Source organism: Estrella lausannensis, from assembly GCF_900000175.1.
In the GTDB taxonomy this organism is placed as follows: domain Bacteria; phylum Chlamydiota; class Chlamydiia; order Chlamydiales; family Criblamydiaceae; genus Estrella; species Estrella lausannensis.
In genome coordinates, this window is sequence record NZ_CWGJ01000025.1 from 382559 (window position 1) to 400118 (window position 17560).

Consider the following 17560-nt stretch of genomic DNA (forward strand, 5'->3'; position numbering starts at 1 on the left):
GAGGTTACTCTTTGGTTTCTAAGCTAATTTCGCTGTAGCCAAAGGGATTCAGCAGCATTTTTCCAATCGTGGTGGCCATGAACTTTTCCTTGAGACTCTCAAGCGGCGAGGCCGCTTGGGGTTTTCCTTGGAAAAGTTGCGCTGTGGCGATCACGGTGATCTTCTTTTCGCTCGGTTCCACGATTTTGGCGCACGAGGCGATAGCAGCCGGAAAAATAGACTGTAAAAAATGGGCGCTGCTTTTTTCTTGGAACTGTAAATTATCCACAAAAACTCATTTTATTTGGTTTTTATAAAGATATTTTACAAATCGAGTTAATAAAAGTCAATAATGTTCTGTGTTAATTAACATTACTATTTTTTAGGGCGCGAACCTCGTTCTCAATGGAATCGGTAAAAAGCCGGTATTGCTCGTGCTTTTTTTCCGCTTTAAAATCGTGCAGGTCAATCGGGGCGCCAAAGGAGATGGCTGTTTTACCAAAGAATCGGGGAAGCCAGCGAGTGGGCGGCCAGATGGCGAATGTGCCGTGGATGTAGGCGGGAACGACGGGAAGATCAAGCGACTTGGCGAGAAGGGCAACGCCCGGGCTGAAGGGTTCGATGTTGCCATCCAAAGTGCGCGTTCCTTCCGGAAAAATCACGACAGTCAGTCCCCCCTGATTCTGCGAGCAAAGGCGTTTGAACGCCTGGTGATCGACGCGTTTTGTCAGAGGAATGGCGTTTAGCGAGGTGATGAGCCAGTTGAAAAAGCGGCTGTGGAAAAGCGCATCTTTGGCCAGGAAATGGATCGGATAGGGTAGGGAGATGCCAACAAGCGGCGGATCGAGAAAGGAGGTGTGGTTGGCCGCAATAATGCATCCTTTTTTGCAGCCAAGGACATGTTCAATCCCTCTCACCTGGTGGTTGTAGGCGAGGCGGAAATAGAGTCGTAGGAGTTTGTGCAAGATCCGATAGAGCATGGGTAAAGCATCCAACCGAAGTTATGGGTCTGGCAAATCTTAAAAGACTGATCCTTAAAAGAAAAAGAAAAAGAAGGCCTAGGGGCCTTCTTTTTTGGTGACAGCTTGAAAATAATTCGCAGGCAGCTCCGGATTGCCCGGCCAACTTCTTTAAGTTGCCTCTTTCAGCCGCGTTCTGCGGGTATCTTTAAATTCCTGGATTTTTTGAATAATCTCTTCGACGGTCAGGTCAGAGGTGTCGATCACGAGGGCATCGGGTGCCTGCCGTAGAGGAGCGATTTCGCGGGTGGAGTCTTCTGTGTCCCGGCGGTTTAAATCCTCCAGCATTTTTTCCATCGTCATTTCTTTGAAATCTTCAGGGTATTTCGCCTTCAGTTCATCATAACGCCTCTTAGCACGGACTTCCGGCCTGCCGGTCAGGAAAATCTTCACCTCGGCGTCAGGGAAGACGACGGTGCCCATGTCCCGGCCTTCAAAGACGGCGTTGACTCCGATGGAAAACTCCCGCTGCAGTGCCATTAACTTCTCACGCACCTCTTTCATGGCGGAGATCTTTGAGACGGCGGAGGTCACTTTTTCTCCCCTGATGGCGTCTGTGATATTTTCGCCCTCGACATAGTAGTAGCGATCGCCTTGCCGTATCTTGATATCGAAATCAAACTTTTCAAGGTATGCCTTCACGGCTTCAACATCATCGGGATTGATGTTGTGCTTCAGGAGACCCCATGTCATGCTTCTGTACATAGCCCCGGTGTCGAAGTAGATAAAGCCGATAGCTCTGGCAAGCTTTTTGGCAATCGAGCTTTTTCCTGTGGCGATTGGGCCGTCAATCGTGATGATCATGCAAACACTCCATTAGATAAACCGTATTTGATCCATATATATAAAAGAGGGGAGGTAAAAACAAGCGAGTCGACGATGTCGAGAACGCCTCCAAGTCCTGGAAGGGAGCTGGAGTCTTTGAGTTGGGCGTCTCTCTTGAGCAGCGATTCGGAGAGATCTCCGATCTGGGCTCCGATGCTGAGGAGGGCGCCAAGAAGAGCGCTTCCCGCCAGGGAAAGGTTGAAACCATAGTGGCTTCCGACTAGGGAAAACATAAGACTGAAGACAATAGCGGCAGCGAAGCCAAACAGCGCCCCTTCCCAGGTTTTTTTAGGGCTGATGTAGGGAGCGAGCTGTCTTCTGCCGAGCAGCTTGCCGAAGAAAAATGCGGCTGTATCAGTGGATTTGGAGACAACCAGAAGGTAAAGAAGCCACATCCTGCCGTTTTTTTCTGCTTCCTCCATGCCGGGAATGAGCGCGATGAGGGCAAGAGGAGCGGTCACGTACAAAAATCCAAAGAAGGTGGCGCCTAAGTTAGTGACCGGTTCCGATCCAGACCTGAAGAAGATTAAGAAGCTGAAGAGAAAATAGATCAGAACGATTAGCCAAGAGAGCGCCGGTATGTGAGGCAGGCAGATGGCTGAGAAAAGAAGGGTGGCTGTGAACAGTTGTGTCGGGAGGGTCAAAGCCTTGGCCCCCTTGACGGAGGTGATCGCGAAAAACTCTTTAAGCGCGAAAAAAGCGATGAGCGACAGGAGGGCGGCGAAAGATACTCTATAGAGCGGCTCGGTGCTGAAATAGATTGCTGCCAAGACGAGCGGGATGCCAACGGAGGAGGCGAGCAGGCGCTGCTGTAAATTATTCATCTAGTTTCCAAGCCTTCGTTGACGTTTTTGATAGGCGGCAACCGCTTCCAAGAGATGGAGATGGCTAAATTCAGGCCAAAGCGCATCGGCCACATAGAGTTCGGTGTACGAAAGCTGCCATATCAGGAAATTGCTGATGCGCATCTCGCCGCTGGTACGAATGAGCAGTTCCGGATCCCCCCAAGGAGTGGTGTCGAGGCGGGATGCGATTGTCGACTCATCTATCTCTTCGGGTTTCATCGTTCCGTCTTGAAGCGAGCGGGCGATTTTTTTGAAAGCGCGGAGCAGCTCGTCTCTTCCGCCGTAATTGATAGCCAGTACCATGTCGATGTGAGGGCAGTCTTTTGTGGCTTCGATGGATTGTAGTATGGTGTCATGGGCAGGATTGGGGATTTTACCGAGGTCGCCGATAATCCCCAAGCGGATTCCCTCGTCCAGCATCGTTTGCCTGTTGCTTAGGAGGTAGCTGTGGAAAAGCCACATCAGGGCATCCACTTCGCCGGGGGGGCGGCTCCAGTTCTCCGTGGAAAAGGTATAGAATGTGACAACTTTGACGCCAAGTTCTTTGGCAGCCTTGACGGTGTCGATCAGGATGTCGGCTCCGGACTTGTGCCCAAAGGAGCTGGTTCTGTGCTGCTTTTCCGCCCAGCGCCTGTTTCCATCAGGGATAAAGGCAATATGACGGGGCACCTCTTTCAGATCGATTTTTTGCAGGTCCATGGGAGTGTAGATGGAAAGGGGCTCTTCAGCAGTCAACGGTAAAGAGGTCTCCAGGTATTCGGCCGCTTGCATTTGCCTACTCCTTATCCTTGGCAGCTTTGGAAAGGTCGATCACTTGCAGCGGCACTTCCGGGTTGATAACACAGCCCGCCCCGATACAGCAGCGTGTTTCCGGATGGAGAATTCCGGTGGGTATGAGGTGGAGTTTGTATTCTTTTTGACCGACGACGATGGCGTGTCCGGCACTGTTGCCTCTTTGCGAGTGCACGACATGCCTGGCTTTTCCGGCAAGGATGTCGACGATTTTGCCCTTTCCTTCGTCACCCCACTGCGTCCCTACTACAACTACCGACGGCATAGCTCCTCGTAAAATAATCTTCTGAATTGTTTTTGCAGATTATACCGGAAGTGTCTCAAAATTTCGCTTTTAATTTGACGAAAAAGCAGAAGCGGAATTTTGCGTTCATCTGGGTATATCATTTCAAAAGACAAAAATCTACTCTTCGGTCTTCAAAACTTCCATAAAAGCGTTTTGCGGGATGCTGACCTTTCCGATCTCTTTCATCTTCTTCTTACCCTTCTTCTGCTTCTCCCACAGTTTTCTCTTACGGGAGATATCACCGCCATAGCATTTTGCGGTGACGTTTTTAGCAAGCGCCGATATCGTCTCGCGTGCAACGATCTTTCCTCCGATCGCCGCCTGGATAGGGATTTTAAAGAGCTGGCGGGGAATCACATCCTTCAGCTTGGCGCAAAGGGCTCGTCCTTTGCTTTCGGCTTTGGATCGATGCACAAGGCAGGAAAAGGCATCGACAGGTTCGTCGTTGACGCGGATCTCAAGCTTAATGATGTCGCTTTCTTTGTATTTGTCGAATTCGTAGTCGAAAGAGCCGTAGCCCTTTGTGATCGACTTCAGCTTGTCATTGAAATCGGTGATGATCTCGTTGAGCGGCATCTTGTAAGTCAGGTGGAGCCTGGTGCTGCTTAACGTCTCGGTTTTTTCCAGGTTGCTGCGCTTTTCGTTGCAGAGGTTCATGACGCTTCCTAAGAAGTCGCTTGGAACCATGATATGGCAAGTAACCCAGGGTTCTTCGATGATCTCGATATGCGACGGATCCGGGTAGTGGGCCGGGCTGTCGATATCCATGATCTTTCCATCTTTCATCAGGCACTTGTAGATGACCGAAGGGGCTGTGGAGATAATGTCGAGGTCAAATTCCCTTTGCAGACGCTCGAAGACGATTTCAAGGTGCAAAAGTCCTAAAAATCCGCAGCGGAAGCCAAAGCCGAGGGCCATGCTGCTCTCTTGCTCGATATGTAGGGCCGAGTCGTTGAGCTGCAGTTTGGTCAGCGCGTCTCTCAGCGCCTCAAAGTCGCTGGAGTCGACCGGGTAGATGCCGGCAAAGACGACAGGCGTGATGTTTTTAAAGCCCGGCAACGGCTTGGGGGCCGGCTTTTTCAGCTCGGTCACGGTGTCGCCGATTTTGACGTCGCCTGTATTTTTGATGTTGGCGATCAGGTAGCCGACCTCTCCCGGTCTTAGCGACGTTTTGACCTTCTCATGCGGGGTGAAGATGCCCACTTCCTGCACTTCGAAGGTTTTATCCGTTGCAATCATCTTGATGACCGAGCCTTTTTTGATTTCGCCGCTGAAGACGCGGATGTAGACCATGACTCCCCGGTAGGTGTCGTAGTGGGAGTCAAAAACGAGGGCTCGCAGGAGGTCATCTTCCGGTTCTTTGGGGTGTGGCATGTTGTGGACGATCCTGTCCAGGATCTCGGGTATGCCGATTCCTGTTTTTGCCGATACGCTGACGGCATTGCCTGTCTCAAGGCCGATCACTTCTTCAATTTGCCTGAGTACTTCGGGTGGATCAGCGGCAGGGAGGTCGATTTTGTTGAGTATGGGGATAATTTCGAGGTTCCTGTCGAGGGCTAAGTGGACGTTGGCCAGCGTTTGCGCTTGAACTCCCTGAGAGGCATCGACGACGAGAAGCGCTCCTTCACAGGCAGAGAGTGATCTAGAAACTTCGTATGAGAAATCGACGTGGCCCGGTGTGTCAATGAAGTTGATCTGATACACCTGCCCGTCTTTATCGTGGTAGTTCATCGTCACCGGGTGGGCTTTGATCGTGATGCCCCTCTCGCGTTCCAGATCCATGGCGTCGAGCAGCTGCTCTTGCATATCCCGCTGTGCTACCGTATGGGTGATCTCGAGCAGACGGTCGGCTAAGGTGGACTTGCCATGGTCGATGTGAGCGATGATTGAAAAATTGCGGATGTTGCGGATGTTGTACTCTTCCATGGTTCCTTTGCAATCACTTTAGCTTAAAAGATGGGGTCGCCTGCTAAGATTTTTAAGAATGGCAGGCCCCATTGATCTTAGTTGATTGCGGGATAGATTTCAAATCATGATCTTAGAGACTGCCTACAAAATGAAATCGTATGATTTATTTGCTCCATAGGGATATAAGCCTCGAAAAACTTTCAGTATATGACTCCAAATTGGCGAAGGATTTTTTGAGCTTGAAGACAGAGATGCCGTAAGTGTCTTTAATATTAGACTTCTTTCGAAATTCGCTTTGAGGGATAAAATGAGCTATTTTTGAGCAGATTTGTTGGAAAATTTTGAGAGCATGTGAGAACACATAGTCGAAAAATTTTACAACAAAGATGCCAAAAAGAGCCATTTTTGCCCTCGAATGGAATTTCGAAAGAAGTCTATTGGCTTTGTTTTGCCAAAACCGCCGGTTTTGAAAGAGTTTTGCTGTATTACGAATTCGGTCGTTTGCTTTGTCTCGGATAAGGTAAATTGAACTCAGCAAGGCACGAGGCGTCCGTTACTATCATGGATATTGCAATTAAATTGAATGCTGCTTGTTATTATGATTTTTTTAATTTCTTGTTTATTTAATAAATTAATTATGATAAAGTGTCGTGTTTTGTGTTAAATGTTGAGGGAATTCAATGTCAATCAGTCCGATCATCACCCAGTCCTACGACACGATCAGCTCTATTGCGTTTCAGGCAAATTTTGTCACCAAGAAGGAGAGCCGCGATATTGAGGGGCTTTTGGGGTATATTCCGCGAGAGGGTTTTCTTGGGAGTATCAGAGATCTTGTTCATCGTATCTGGAACGCCATCAAGGCAATTTTCTGGCAATCGGACTGGGAGCTGGCGGTGAGTTCTTTAGCTTCAGTTCAAGCTAAACTCAAAGACCGTTTGTTGCTGCCTGTCTCAACCAGGGAGTTACCCTCTGAAGAGCTGGCAATGAATATTTTGGAGAATTTGACTTCGCTCAATCGAGCGATAAAGCAACATGATACGATTCTTCTGGGAATATTCAAGGCTTGTATTCAGTGTGTTAACAAAGAAAGAATCGGTGCCGATCTGGCCAGCGGGAGTGGTATCTTCGATCAAGGTGGTTGGATAGCGTGGCAAGAGACCCATCCGGGTGACGAGGAGCTTTCCCATAGGATATTTACTCTCCTTGCAGAGAGGGAATACATAACTTCCGAAGGCGTTGAAATGATTAGATGGGCGAGCAGATTAGCTCAATAGGGGCTTATATCGAAAGTGTCTCAAAACTCTGCAAGTGGCTGGACATTGTAGCAGGAGCCGGGGACGAGATTTCAAGAGCTGACCGAGATTTTAAGGGCCGCCATGACCAATTGTAGAATAGTCCTTTGAGTGTTTTTCTTTACTCATTCTTAATATTTATTTACTTTATCTTAATATAAATACCTGTTACTGTTTTGCTTGTTATTTTAATTTCTCAATCACCAAACGGAGAGCTTTATGGCAATTAGCCCTATTATTGAAAGATCCTATGACTTCGCTGGCAGCATCGCTGTAGGCGCCAAGATGGCAACCGATCAAGAAATCGCTGATATTAAAGGAATCTTTGGATATGTCGATCGCGAAGGTTTCTTAGGATCGATCGCCACCCTTTTGCACCGCGTCTGGAATGCCGTCAAGGCTCTTTTTGGCCAGTCCGACTGGCAGCGTGCCGAGCGTGCGCTTCAAGAAGTTAGCGCTAGATGCATTGATAAATTTGCTCCTCCAGAAGTTGCCTTTTTGGCCAAAGCGACAATCAGCGGCGGAATTCCCTCGGAAGCGGCAGACCAAATTATTGAAGCGCTGAACAAGGTTAATGAGATTGCAAAGAGGATGGAAACTGCCGCCTTGCCCTTGTTCAATCAGTTGTTGTCGCTGGTTGATGGCGAGAAAATAGGCGCCGATCTTGCCAGGGGCATCGTTCCAGAGGATTTAATCGAATCTTTCCAAAGCCAGATGTCAAACGAGGAGAAATACGCCCGAACAGTGCAATATGCTCTTGAGAGAGGGTATATCAAGCCGGAAGGTCAGGGGTTCTTCGCTTCTCTGCCAGGCATTCTTCAGCAGATCGGTCGGGCGCAGTTTGCAGAAATAGTCTAGGCCACGTAAGTTTTTTCAAGCGCGGGTGGCTATATCCACACGCGTTTTGGACTCAAAGGTCAAACCGGCATTACGCCGGTTTTTTTTTGCCCGCAGATTAGTGTGCTGAAAGCCTGTCAAAGAACTTGGAAGCACTTTCGATATAGGCTAGCTTTTGGCAGTAAGTATAAAAAAAAGAGAGGGATTTAATTTGATTTAGGGAGTGAGAGAGGTAAGAAGAAGTGATGCGGGCAAGATGACTCGAACATCCACAGGGTTTCCCCCACTAGAACCTGAATCTAGCGCGTCTGCCAATTCCGCCATGCCCGCATCAGTAAAGTGAAAGAAAATAGTAGTCTAAACGCGGATTAATGCACAGAAAAAAATCGGAGTGCTTGCAAATGAGGGCGGAGGGAGCTGTGGAGTCTCTTTTCAATGGATGGGCGAAAGGGTGGTTTTCAAGTTGTTTCAGGATAATTAGGGTTTATCTATGATATGTCTTTAACATTTCGATCAACCGGCCGGGTGCATGGACGAGACAGCTCTTTTCTTTAAAGCCTTCCTCTTCTCTCTGAGTCTAATCTTCCCTATTGGCGTCCAGAACCTCTATGTACTAAGACAGGGGGTTTTAGGGAAACATGTCTTGCTGACGGCAACAGTGTTTTCTCTAGGAGATGCTTTTCTGATAGTAGTGGGGGGAGTGGGTGCCGGAATGATGATCGAAGAGGCGCCTGAGGTTAAAAGGTGGCTTGTTGCAGGCGGAGCTCTCTTTCTTTTGTATTACGGGCTGCGCTGCTATCGCCGGGCATTCCGAGGCGGACTTATCCCTGAAGGGGTGGCGCCTCCTCCCGCCAGCTGGCAAAGAACGCTCCTGACGGCACTGGGATTCAGCCTGTTAAATCCGCAGGGCGTTTTCGAGACCACGGTTTTGATCGGCGGGGTGGCTGCCGGCCTTGAGAGCGGCAGTGAAAGAGCGATCTTCCTCTCCGGTGCCTGCCTGGCTTCCGTAGCCTGGTTTTTCTCCCTGGCCTATGGCGCCCGCTATCTAAAGCCCCTTTTGCAAAAACGGAGGTGGCAAATCGGTATCGACCTCTTCATCGGTACCGCCATGTTATTTATCGCCTGGAAGCTCTTCCAGCATGAAGTGCCTTCATATATGAGGTAAGCAAATGACATCAGCAAAAGACAAACCCTCTGCACTGGTGCGATGGCAAGAAATTCAGGATAAGCTTCAAGGAAAGCGGCCGTTGTTTTTTTTAGATTACGACGGCACACTCTCTCCGATTACAGCCCACCCCAAAGACGCCAGACTCCCTCCAAAGATGAAGGAAGTTTTAGAAGATCTTAGCCGCCGCTATTTCACGGCAGTGATCAGTGGCAGGGCATTGGCAGACATCAAGGAGCTTCTCGGAGATATGCCCCTTTATATCTCAGGAAGTCATGGTTTCGTTATCGAGACGGATGCCGGCGTGGTGTTTCGCCTGCCGGAGGCGGCGAGGTATCGGAAAGATCTTGAGGAGGCCTACCTTTTGCTCAAAGAAAAAATCTCTTCTCTTCCGGGCGTTGTTTTGGAAAACAAGGATTTTTCCATCGCCATCCACGACAGGATGGTGGAGGAGGGCTTCAAGCCCATTATTCGCACGACCGTGGCAGAAACGTCCACTCTGTTTCCCCGCCTCAAAATGAATGCCGGGAAATGCCTCTTCGAGCTGAAACCGGCTCTTGATTGGGATAAGGGCAAGGCGGTCCAATGGATTCTGGACAGCATCTCGTTTGATCCCAAAAGGGAGTGTCCCATCGTGATAGGGGACGATGTTACCGATGAAGATGCTTTTAGGGCAGTGAAAGGAAATGGCGTTTCCATTTTTGTGATGGGAGAGAAAACAGAGACCCATGCTGATTACATCTTACAAAACACCGAAGAGGTTGCTCTCTTTCTCCAGTTATTCTCAACGATGCAATGAAGCCGTCCTCAATTTTTGAGATCTTTTCGGTATATACCGAAAGTGTCTCAAAATTTGGCTTTTGGCAAAGAGAACGCTCTCGCGATTGAAAGATACAAAGTCATCTAATATTAGAAATATGAGGTGACTTGCGATCATTCAATCGCGAGAGTTTTCTCAAAGCCCACATCCCAATTTTTGAGATCTTTTCGGTATACATCCACTCCCTAAAATCAATTTTATAGAGCGAGTCTAATTCGTTTTGTATGATACGATAATTTTCTTAAAAAATTTCATCTAATTAATTGTTTTATAAAAAATAATTTACTGGAGAGTAAGAAATGGAGCCTACCCAAAGAGCGCAAGGCACAGGAACACATTCGGGAAGTGGGCAGCAGCTAAACGGCGCGACGGCGCCTTCGCTTCCAACCCCTGTAGCGATCAGCCTGTCAGAGGGGGGAAGCTTCATGGATTTCCGGGCGGTTGAAATTAACGGAAATGAGGATATCGAAGAGGTTGTCCGAAGGGCTTTTGAGCGGGAGCAAGACGAGCAAGACGAGGTCATGTTTTTTTGCTCTGATCCCTTCCAGATCATGCAGATGCAGATGCGCATTCAAAGGGAATTCGAGAACAGGCAAGAACAGGAGGCGCATGACATTATATTCAAAGATATGCAATTCACTGTAAAGAAGCAGCAGAAACCGTGGAAAAATCATCAGGCCAAAGGGCTTCGATGCTTTGAATCGACATTGCCGCTTCCTCTTTCCAAAATCCCACAGGCACTTGTGCGGTCGACTAAAGGCTTGGCCTCTGATGAGGTCACTCTTTTAAGGGCATGCCTTACGCAGGTCGTGTTTGATTGTCTCGATCTCAAAGAACTTAGCAGAAAGGGGGCGATCAGTATCCATTTTCCTCTCGACACCTTTATAACAGCTGTTTCCGTGGTCTATAGCGCACCGAAACTGCTCTGGGATCATCAGAATGTGATCAGGAAAAAGCGGCAGAATGGTGTGCAAATTACCGACACAGCCCCAATTCCGGTGAGTGCCAAGTCTACCGTACTCCTCATGAGAATGCTTCTAGATACAATGCAGCGCTATTTAAAAGATGCCTTGCCGGGATCCTGTGGCAAAAGCAAAAACATCTTCTTGAATATGTTGGAGGGACTGTCAACGGTAGAGGGTATTTTGGTGAAAGAGGATCCTTTTTCCTTTGCCAATTTAAGGTCGACTCTCGGTTCGATCTGCCATGATACAAAAGACCCATTGTTTCACCAAGCTCCGCTCGATTACCTCAGGACAGCCAAAGATATGCTTTTCAAGGTGAAAAAATTCACGTGTCATACGCTGGATGCCTGGAAGTGTATCGGAGGGGTGATCGACCCCGTAGTGGAAAAGCGTGTTGAGTTTGCGCTGCGTAGAATCGAACAGGCCATTAAATTACAAATGACGAGTCCTCAGCAACTCTTGAACCTATATAAAAGCGTTATAAATGATCTGATGCCACTCAAAATATACCAAGGCCAACTCCTGCGCTTATTACCCCAACTGGCACATCATCTCGCTCCTTTTTGGGGCATCAGTGCTGAAGATTTAAGAAAATTCATGGAAAGAGGGGAAGCGGGGGGCGACATTGAGGTTGCGGCAGATGAGGTGAGTGCCATGGAAACAATGTATTCACACGGACTTGTCAAGCTTGCTATGGAATCAATCGATATGCCCTCTTATGGCATTTTAAGGGCATTTGAGAGGTCGCTTGTGGAGCGCGGGATTGCAGTCTCGGATCAAAAAATTGATTCTTTCAAACAGTGTGCCGAGAATATATTGACCGTTTTTGAAGAGCTTTGCTCCAAGCACCCGGAACTACAGGAAAAAGTGTTCAAGATCTTCAATGAGAATTGTTCTCTTCTCGATCTGATAGAACATCAACGGGATGAACTGGCGATTATCAGCGAGGTGCGGCTCGGCGCTTTTGCCTCGGCCGAAAAGGTGTATTACTTTGGCAGTGTCTTGATCGAAAGGTTTGAAGAAATTTTTGTTCCCTTTTTGAAATACAAAACAAAAGCATTGGTCGAGAAGCTGCCCAAATTCTCCCAGGGAGAGGGGGGTGGCGCACTGGATCAAGGAGAGCTGGATGCGTTTGGAAAGCTGCTTTCAACAGTCGAAGAGTTTCTTCACGTTATAGAGACACAATTACCTGTTCTAGAAGATAAATTAGGGGAGATGTTTGATCTCTCTCCCAAGGTAGTGAAAACCCATTCCACAAAAGGGGGCAAGAAGCCAGTAAAAAGCAAAAGAGGGGTGAACCCGAAAGGTGCGAAAAAGACGCCCCCCCTGCCGAAGAGCGCCCGTGTTATCACGGATACTTCGGGTAATGAGGGGACGCTTCGCGTAGAAAATACTGGCCCTCAGCCTATCGTAACTCCCTCAAACACGATATCCTCAGTTCAGAATTTCTCTTCCAATCCATCCCTTATGCCGGAGTCTTCCGAACAGCTTCCGGAGAAGAGAGCTGAAGTTGTCATTGAAGAGTTTACCCACTGCAGGCAGCAATTTTTACGATCGGCAAAAAATCTTGACGCACATATCACAGAAGCGGAAAAACAAGAAATTGACAACCCTTCCGCAGATTCAGGGCAGAACTCCCTGAGGAATGTGTACTGGAAGCAGCTTGCCAAGGAGTTGACTGTGGCCGGCTGGGCGTTAGTCAAAGCTGGAGGCGGGCACCTGCAGTATAAGCATCCGGCACATACTGAATTGGGAAGGGCGACTATTCCTTCAGGATCGAAAGATGCTCTTTCGCTAGGGGTGGTGAAAAATGTCCGCCAGCAAATTTCACAATCGCTGGTGCATAAGCAGGAAAAAAAATAAATAGGCGGAGTGGAACATGGAAATTTGGATTGATAGCCTGGATGAAGGGATCATTTCTGCATTCAAAGATCTAGGGCTGTTGCATGGCGTTACGACCAACCCTTCGATCCTTTCGAAATCGACCATGGATCCGAGGGGAGTTATCTCAAAATTACTGGAAATTCAAGACGGGCCCGTCGCGGTGCAAGTCATGGGGGAAACCAAAGAGGTTATCATTCAAGAGGCATCGATTCTGAAGGAAATCTCTGACCGCGTGCTGCCGAAAATTCCTGTCGTGCCAGAAGGTGTCGCGGCGATGCAAGTGCTGCGAGATAACGCCACGTCGGCTCTTGGAACGGCTGTACTTTCTTTCAGACAGTCGTTTTTAGCGATCAGTGGAGGCTTTACCTACATCGCACCGTATATTGGCCGGTTTGTCGACGAGGGCAAAGATCCTGCTTCGCTGCTTAATTTTTTAGTGAAATTGAAGGGAAGTTTTCGGTCGGATGCCAAGATCATGGCCGCAGGAATCCGCTCTTTAGACCATCTCTTTCTCTCGGCAGAGCTGGGTGTGGATGCGGCGACTCTTCCGGAAAGCGTCGCCAGGCAGCTGCTGACCATTCCTGAAGGGGCGCTGAAAGCGCTATACCAGTTCCAGGATGATTTCGGCAGCAAACGGGATCAACTCTTCAATCACTCCGACTTATATCGAAAGTGTCTCGAAATTTGATTTGTTGGCTTTGAGAAAGCCCCTTAATGGAGATGTTGCAAGCCGCTTCATAGTTCTAATATTAGGCGCCTTGCAATGCCTCAATCTCAAGGGCTTTCTCTCTGCCCAAAACCCAATTTTGAGCACTCGTCAGCCGGCCGTGCCCTTCAAGATTAAATGGGCAAAGGCTTCAATTTTTGAATACTGGAGGAGAGAGATTTCCATCGCCTCCACTCAGCGCGCAGTTCCTTCCTCAAATGCTTGAACTGACGTTTGAGATCCCGGGCGAGCGTTCTCTGGTCATCTTGACTCTTTGCTTCAAGGTAGCGCTTTTTCAGATCCTGCATGGCGTTGATCTTGGCGATTATTCCGTCTGAAACCTCTTGGATCTCCTGTTCGATCTCCTCTTTCTTCACATACCAAAGCTCTTGCAGGCGGGTTAGCAGATGGCATTTTCCTTCGGTGATCATCTTCTTCTGAATGGCGAAGGGATCCATCTTTTTCAAGTCTTTGGCAAGTCCCATTTTATTAAGAACGAAGATAAGCCATTTGGTGGGGTCGAAGTGGTACCAGCGTATGCCGTTGCGGTAGTCGTTGGCAAAGGTGTGGTGGAAATTGTGGTAGCCTTCGCCGAAAGTAACGAGAGAAATCAGCCAGTTGTTGACAGCTGTCATCTCTTGGGAAAAGGGCTTTGACCCGAAAGTGTGGGCAAGAGAGTTGATGAACCAAGTGAAGTGGTGGCAGACAAAGAGCCTGAACCAGACAGCCATTACGAAGGCTCCAAGGTAGTCGGAAAAAAAGTATCCGACTGCGAGGAAACAAAGCACGTTCGTGAGAATCATGAGCCGGACTGACCACTGGTGCTGAAGGCGGACAAGAGGGTTTGAGAGCAGGTCGGAAACGACCTTGTCTTCGATCTTGCGCGGCTTTTCCAATATCCAGAGGCAGTGCGCGTAGAGAAATCCTTTGTTGATGCTGTAGGGGTCATTATCAGTGTCGACAAAGGCATGATGTATGCGGTGATCGTAAGACCAGCGAAGGGCGCTGCCTTGCATGGCCATCGAGGAGAAAAACAAAATGACACTTTCCAAAAAGCGATTGGCCTTATAGGCCCTGTGAGAGTAGAGGCGATGGTATCCTGCGGTGATGCTGAGCTCGGTCATCGAGATCAGCAGAACGGTCATCAGGATGAGTCCTAAGCTTGGAGGCGTGTAATAGAAATAGAAGGGCAGAGCGAGGAGGAGTATGGATTGGTAGAGGGTAATGAATGTCGCCGGCACCCAATTGACGCCTCTTGAAAAATCGAGATTGGAAAAACTAGACATGCTAACCCCTTAGTTTGTTGTGATCGGCCAGAAATTTTTACTATATAGTCAAAGAATTATATATAAGGCTACAGAATGCCTGTTTTTTCAAGGAAAATCAACCAATTTTTTTGAAGGGTGTAGTCTACTTAAGATCAAAATTATCAATAAGATATAGTTGTTTAAGAGTGGTCTCTTAGGCGAGACGTAGTCAGGGCGCGCGTGTTTTGTATGAATTAAAAATTGGATTGGGCATATCTTTTGCCAAATAGATTTTTTTAAACTATAAGGAATTGAAGAACATTTTGATCGCCAGAGTTTATCCGGAAAGCTTCCCATGAAGAGACAATTTAAAATTTCACTCTCTCTTTTGGTGCTTGCTGTAGGCTTGTCCTCATGCGCGGTGCATCATCGTCTGCGATCAATTCCCCTGGAGGTGGAGGAGGATGCGGCCTTTCAAAACTACGAGGAAGGCCAGAACTTCGATTATCTATGGTGGAGGGAGTTTAACCAGCCGGAGCTAAATGCCGCTATTGAATCCGCTCTTCAGGGAAATTTCACGATCAGGCAGGCCTACTCCCGCCTATATCAGGCCAGAGCCGAGGCGAAGAAGGCGTACGCGGAAAAAATGCCTGAAATCGACCTCAATGAAAAATTTTATCTGGCTGCGGGACTTTCCACCCCTTTCCACTCTGATGGAGGGGGGGCAGGGCTTCTTTTCAATCCCACCCTCTCGTATGACATCGATATTTTTCGTAAACTCGATTCCGGTTATTTCTCGGCGGTGATGAAAGCTTTTGGCAAAGAAGAGGATCTGGAAGCTGCCCGCCAGCTCATCGCAGAGATGGCTGCCGACGCCTGGCTGACCCTTGCCGAAAAGACGACTTTGAAAAAAATTATAGAGCGGCAGATCGAAGCGAGCGGCAAGCTCCTTAAGATGCTGGAGCGGCGCTATGTTTATGGCGAATCTTCTGCTTTCGACGTCTGCCAGCAGAGGCTGCAGCTGGAGAGCACCAAGTCCGCCTTGATTCCCGTACAGGAGTCGATTCGTATCAGCGGCTATCAACTCGACATCTTGAGGGGCAGGCTGCCGCAAGCGCATGGTGAACTGGATATCGATATCGCCTCGATTGAGCTGCCGCCCTTTCCTGACATGGGCGCTCCTCTTGACCTGATCAAGAGACGGCCAGATCTTAGGGCTTTAGCACGCGAGGTGAAGTCCCTGGATTTTGATGTGGAAGAGGCGATCGCGGATCTCTACCCTGACCTTAGCTTTTCAGCAGGTTATTGGTATAAGTCTGAAAATGTGCTCTGCTTTTTGAGAAACGGTCTTATGGATGCGGCCCTTTCGATGGCGACCCCCCTTTTCGATGGGGGAAAAAGACGTGCCGAAGTCGCTGTAAGATATCAGCTTCTACAAGAGGGCATCGAAGAGTTTTCCGGGGTATTTCTGAGGGCTGTCTTTGAAGTGGAGAGTGCCGCCGTGCGAGAGAAAGCATCTCTTCAGCGCATTGAAGAGACTGATGAGCAGCTCAAACTGGCCATGATGAATCTTGCCATGGCCAAAGAGCGCTATATTCGTGGGCTGGAGGATTATCTGACAGTCATCGCACAGGAGTCATTTGTGCAGCAACTGGAGCGGGTGGCAGCCGAAGAGCGCAAACAGCTCCTTTCCAACCGGGCGATTTTATATCGCGCGCTCGGACGAAGTGAGTGTCAGAGGGAAAAGGCGGACTTATAAGGCAAGCGGTTATGAAAATTTTTCAAAAAGCACTGGCGCTAATGACGGCGCTCTTCATCTCATTGGTTCTCTTTTCCGGGTATCTGGGAACCTTGTCGAAAAAGAAATTGGACGAACAGGCAGTCCCTGCCGAAGTTGTCGACGTGATCGAAGTGAAGCTGAGACCTGAAAAACTGAGAATCCGATCTTCGGGTGTTGTCGAAGCAGTCAAGAAAGTGCCGATCCTTCCGTTCTCTGCCGGAACTTTGGTTTTCCTTTCGCCCTCGCTTGAGATAGGCCGCAGCATACGCAAGGGAGAGCTGCTTGCCAAGATCGACCCGACAGACTATATCGCGATGGTGGAAGGGGAAAGGGCAAATCTGAAAAGGGCGGAATACGAATATAAAGTCGAGCTGGGCAAGAAAAGAGTTGCCGAAGATGAGTGGAAGCTTTTGGGAGGGGGTCTTCTTGTCGATCCGGTTGGCCAAGAACTGGTTTTGAGAGGGCCGCAGCTGGAGGATAAGAAAGCGCAGCTTGTGGCCGCGGAAAAAAAACTTGAAAAGGCTGAGCGCGATCTTGAGCAGACTGAAATCCGGGCCCCTTTTGACGGCATCGTCTTAAAGGATGCTAAAGATGTAGGATCCATTGTTTCAGCAGGCACTGAGATTGCCGAGATTGCGGGGACGGATGTCTTCAGGGTTATTGTCAGCATCCCCTATGAAAGGGTGTGTAAAATTGCCTGCCTTAAAAGGAACGGGTTGGAGAACAGAAAAGCGTATGTGATCCAGGATCTCGGCAACGGCACTGCCGTAGTGACCGAGGGCGTTGCCGTGCGGGTGCTTGGCGATCTGGATGACGCAGGAACTATGGCCAGGGTAGTGGTGCTGGTAGAAGATCCTCTCGGGATTAAGAGTAAAAAGAATGCTGTACCGCTTTTCTTGAGCAGCCAAGTTCACGTTGAGATTGAGGGCCCCGATCTTGGCGAGGTAGCTCTCCTTCCCTTAAGTGCATTAAGCGATGACGGTGAAGTGACGCTCCTTGGTCCGGATGGGCTGATGGAGACTAAGAAGGTGGATGTCAAGATCGTGGATGGAAAAATCGCCTACATTGCCGGAGGGTTGAAAGAGGGCGACAAAGTGGTGGTCAAAAGAGAGCGTTAGCTTGCGGCAAAAGGACTTGATGCCCATTTTGCCGAAAAAATGTCTCGAATTTTGAGACACTCCCGGGAATTGAAGAGTACTCGATGGGAAAA

At 48.7% G+C, this 17560-nt stretch carries 15 protein-coding genes, 1 tRNA gene and 1 pseudogene; 8 read left to right on the top strand and 9 right to left on the bottom strand.

The window, feature by feature from the left end; translation table 11 throughout:
• Nucleotides 1-4: 4 nt before the first annotated feature.
• The 7 genes and pseudogenes from ELAC_RS09060 to lepA all read right to left on the bottom strand — a co-directional run bounded on the left by ELAC_RS09060 (nucleotide 5) and on the right by lepA (nucleotide 5672).
• On the bottom strand, nucleotides 5-268 hold the full coding sequence (locus ELAC_RS09060) for a hypothetical protein (RefSeq protein WP_098038953.1): 264 nt from the start codon (nucleotides 266-268) through the stop codon (nucleotides 5-7).
• Between the two features lie 73 nt (nucleotides 269-341).
• Complete coding sequence (locus ELAC_RS09065; RefSeq protein ID WP_098038954.1) at nucleotides 342-959, bottom strand: lysophospholipid acyltransferase family protein; 618 nt, start codon at nucleotides 957-959, stop codon at nucleotides 342-344.
• Between the two features lie 150 nt (nucleotides 960-1109).
• Nucleotides 1110-1802, bottom strand: a complete 693-nt coding sequence (gene cmk / locus ELAC_RS09070) for a (d)CMP kinase (protein WP_098038955.1) — start codon at nucleotides 1800-1802, stop codon at nucleotides 1110-1112.
• The gene (locus tag ELAC_RS09075) at nucleotides 1799-2647 is read right to left on the bottom strand and encodes a phosphatidate cytidylyltransferase (RefSeq protein ID WP_098038956.1); all 849 of its coding nucleotides are present in this window, start codon (nucleotides 2645-2647) and stop codon (nucleotides 1799-1801) included. Before ELAC_RS09075 ends, cmk begins: the two co-directional genes overlap by 4 nt.
• Nucleotides 2648-3439: a polyprenyl diphosphate synthase gene (gene uppS, locus ELAC_RS09080; protein WP_098038957.1), complete on the bottom strand. Its 792-nt coding sequence runs from the start codon at nucleotides 3437-3439 to the stop codon at nucleotides 2648-2650. It abuts the gene before it with no gap.
• Nucleotides 3440-3473: 34 nt separating this feature from the next.
• Nucleotides 3474-3725 (bottom strand): annotated as a pseudogene (locus ELAC_RS09085) (adenylosuccinate synthetase); the annotation flags it as partial.
• Nucleotides 3726-3863: 138 nt separating this feature from the next.
• The gene (gene lepA / locus ELAC_RS09090; RefSeq protein WP_098038959.1) at nucleotides 3864-5672 is read right to left on the bottom strand and encodes a translation elongation factor 4; all 1809 of its coding nucleotides are present in this window, start codon (nucleotides 5670-5672) and stop codon (nucleotides 3864-3866) included.
• A 662-nt stretch (nucleotides 5673-6334) separates the two neighbouring features.
• Here lepA and ELAC_RS09100 point away from each other — a divergent pair.
• Together ELAC_RS09100 and ELAC_RS09105 are read left to right on the top strand one after the other, a co-directional pair.
• Nucleotides 6335-6928, top strand: coding sequence for a hypothetical protein (locus ELAC_RS09100; RefSeq protein ID WP_098038961.1), 594 nt, complete (start codon nucleotides 6335-6337; stop codon nucleotides 6926-6928).
• Nucleotides 6929-7165: 237 nt separating this feature from the next.
• Complete coding sequence (locus ELAC_RS09105; protein WP_098038962.1) at nucleotides 7166-7804, top strand: hypothetical protein; 639 nt, start codon at nucleotides 7166-7168, stop codon at nucleotides 7802-7804.
• 225 nt (nucleotides 7805-8029) lie between these two features.
• On the opposite strand, the gene ELAC_RS09110 is transcribed toward ELAC_RS09105, so the two are convergent.
• Nucleotides 8030-8113, bottom strand: a tRNA-Leu gene (locus tag ELAC_RS09110).
• 199 nt (nucleotides 8114-8312) lie between these two features.
• On the opposite strand from ELAC_RS09110, the gene ELAC_RS09115 reads away from it, so the two are divergent.
• The 4 genes from ELAC_RS09115 to ELAC_RS09130 all read left to right on the top strand — a co-directional run bounded on the left by ELAC_RS09115 (nucleotide 8313) and on the right by ELAC_RS09130 (nucleotide 13305).
• Complete coding sequence (locus ELAC_RS09115) at nucleotides 8313-8948, top strand: LysE/ArgO family amino acid transporter (protein WP_098038963.1); 636 nt, start codon at nucleotides 8313-8315, stop codon at nucleotides 8946-8948.
• A gap of 4 nt (nucleotides 8949-8952) precedes the next feature.
• Nucleotides 8953-9747 (top strand): trehalose-phosphatase, encoded by a 795-nt coding sequence (gene otsB / locus ELAC_RS09120; RefSeq protein WP_098038964.1) that lies wholly within the window; start codon nucleotides 8953-8955, stop codon nucleotides 9745-9747.
• Nucleotides 9748-10067: 320 nt separating this feature from the next.
• Nucleotides 10068-12596 (top strand): type II toxin-antitoxin system HicA family toxin, encoded by a 2529-nt coding sequence (locus tag ELAC_RS11850; RefSeq protein WP_098038965.1) that lies wholly within the window; start codon nucleotides 10068-10070, stop codon nucleotides 12594-12596.
• Between the two features lie 16 nt (nucleotides 12597-12612).
• Nucleotides 12613-13305, top strand: a complete 693-nt coding sequence (locus ELAC_RS09130; protein ID WP_098038966.1) for a transaldolase family protein — start codon at nucleotides 12613-12615, stop codon at nucleotides 13303-13305.
• Nucleotides 13306-13457: 152 nt separating this feature from the next.
• Here the strand turns inward: ELAC_RS09130 and ELAC_RS09135 are convergent, their stop codons facing one another.
• Nucleotides 13458-14609, bottom strand: a complete 1152-nt coding sequence (locus ELAC_RS09135) for an acyl-CoA desaturase (RefSeq protein ID WP_098038967.1) — start codon at nucleotides 14607-14609, stop codon at nucleotides 13458-13460.
• Between the two features lie 316 nt (nucleotides 14610-14925).
• Here ELAC_RS09135 and ELAC_RS09140 point away from each other — a divergent pair, with 316 nt between their 5' ends.
• Complete coding sequence (locus tag ELAC_RS09140) at nucleotides 14926-16329, top strand: TolC family protein (protein WP_098038968.1); 1404 nt, start codon at nucleotides 14926-14928, stop codon at nucleotides 16327-16329.
• 11 nt (nucleotides 16330-16340) lie between these two features.
• A complete protein-coding gene (locus ELAC_RS09145; protein WP_098038969.1) occupies nucleotides 16341-17468 on the top strand; it encodes an efflux RND transporter periplasmic adaptor subunit in 1128 nt (375 codons plus the stop codon).
• The last annotated feature ends 92 nt before the right edge of the window (nucleotides 17469-17560 follow it).

Excerpts from the sequence above, each read along its gene's own strand:
- ELAC_RS09130 (WP_098038966.1), top strand. The coding sequence starts at position 12,613 with ATGGAAATTTGGATTGATAGCCTGGATGAAGGGATCATTTCTGCATTC.
- ELAC_RS09135 (WP_098038967.1), bottom strand. The coding sequence starts at position 14,609 with ATGTCTAGTTTTTCCAATCTCGATTTTTCAAGAGGCGTCAATTGGGTG.
- ELAC_RS09115 (WP_098038963.1), top strand. The coding sequence starts at position 8,313 with ATGGACGAGACAGCTCTTTTCTTTAAAGCCTTCCTCTTCTCTCTGAGT.
- ELAC_RS09075 (WP_098038956.1), bottom strand. The coding sequence starts at position 2,647 with ATGAATAATTTACAGCAGCGCCTGCTCGCCTCCTCCGTTGGCATCCCG.
- uppS (WP_098038957.1), bottom strand. The coding sequence starts at position 3,439 with ATGCAAGCGGCCGAATACCTGGAGACCTCTTTACCGTTGACTGCTGAA.
- ELAC_RS09100 (WP_098038961.1), top strand. The coding sequence starts at position 6,335 with ATGTCAATCAGTCCGATCATCACCCAGTCCTACGACACGATCAGCTCT.
- ELAC_RS09140 (WP_098038968.1), top strand. The coding sequence starts at position 14,926 with ATGAAGAGACAATTTAAAATTTCACTCTCTCTTTTGGTGCTTGCTGTA.
- ELAC_RS09065 (WP_098038954.1), bottom strand. The coding sequence starts at position 959 with ATGCTCTATCGGATCTTGCACAAACTCCTACGACTCTATTTCCGCCTC.
- cmk (WP_098038955.1), bottom strand. The coding sequence starts at position 1,802 with ATGATCATCACGATTGACGGCCCAATCGCCACAGGAAAAAGCTCGATT.
- lepA (WP_098038959.1), bottom strand. The coding sequence starts at position 5,672 with ATGGAAGAGTACAACATCCGCAACATCCGCAATTTTTCAATCATCGCT.
- ELAC_RS09145 (WP_098038969.1), top strand. The coding sequence starts at position 16,341 with ATGAAAATTTTTCAAAAAGCACTGGCGCTAATGACGGCGCTCTTCATC.
- otsB (WP_098038964.1), top strand. The coding sequence starts at position 8,953 with ATGACATCAGCAAAAGACAAACCCTCTGCACTGGTGCGATGGCAAGAA.
- ELAC_RS11850 (WP_098038965.1), top strand. The coding sequence starts at position 10,068 with ATGGAGCCTACCCAAAGAGCGCAAGGCACAGGAACACATTCGGGAAGT.
- ELAC_RS09105 (WP_098038962.1), top strand. The coding sequence starts at position 7,166 with ATGGCAATTAGCCCTATTATTGAAAGATCCTATGACTTCGCTGGCAGC.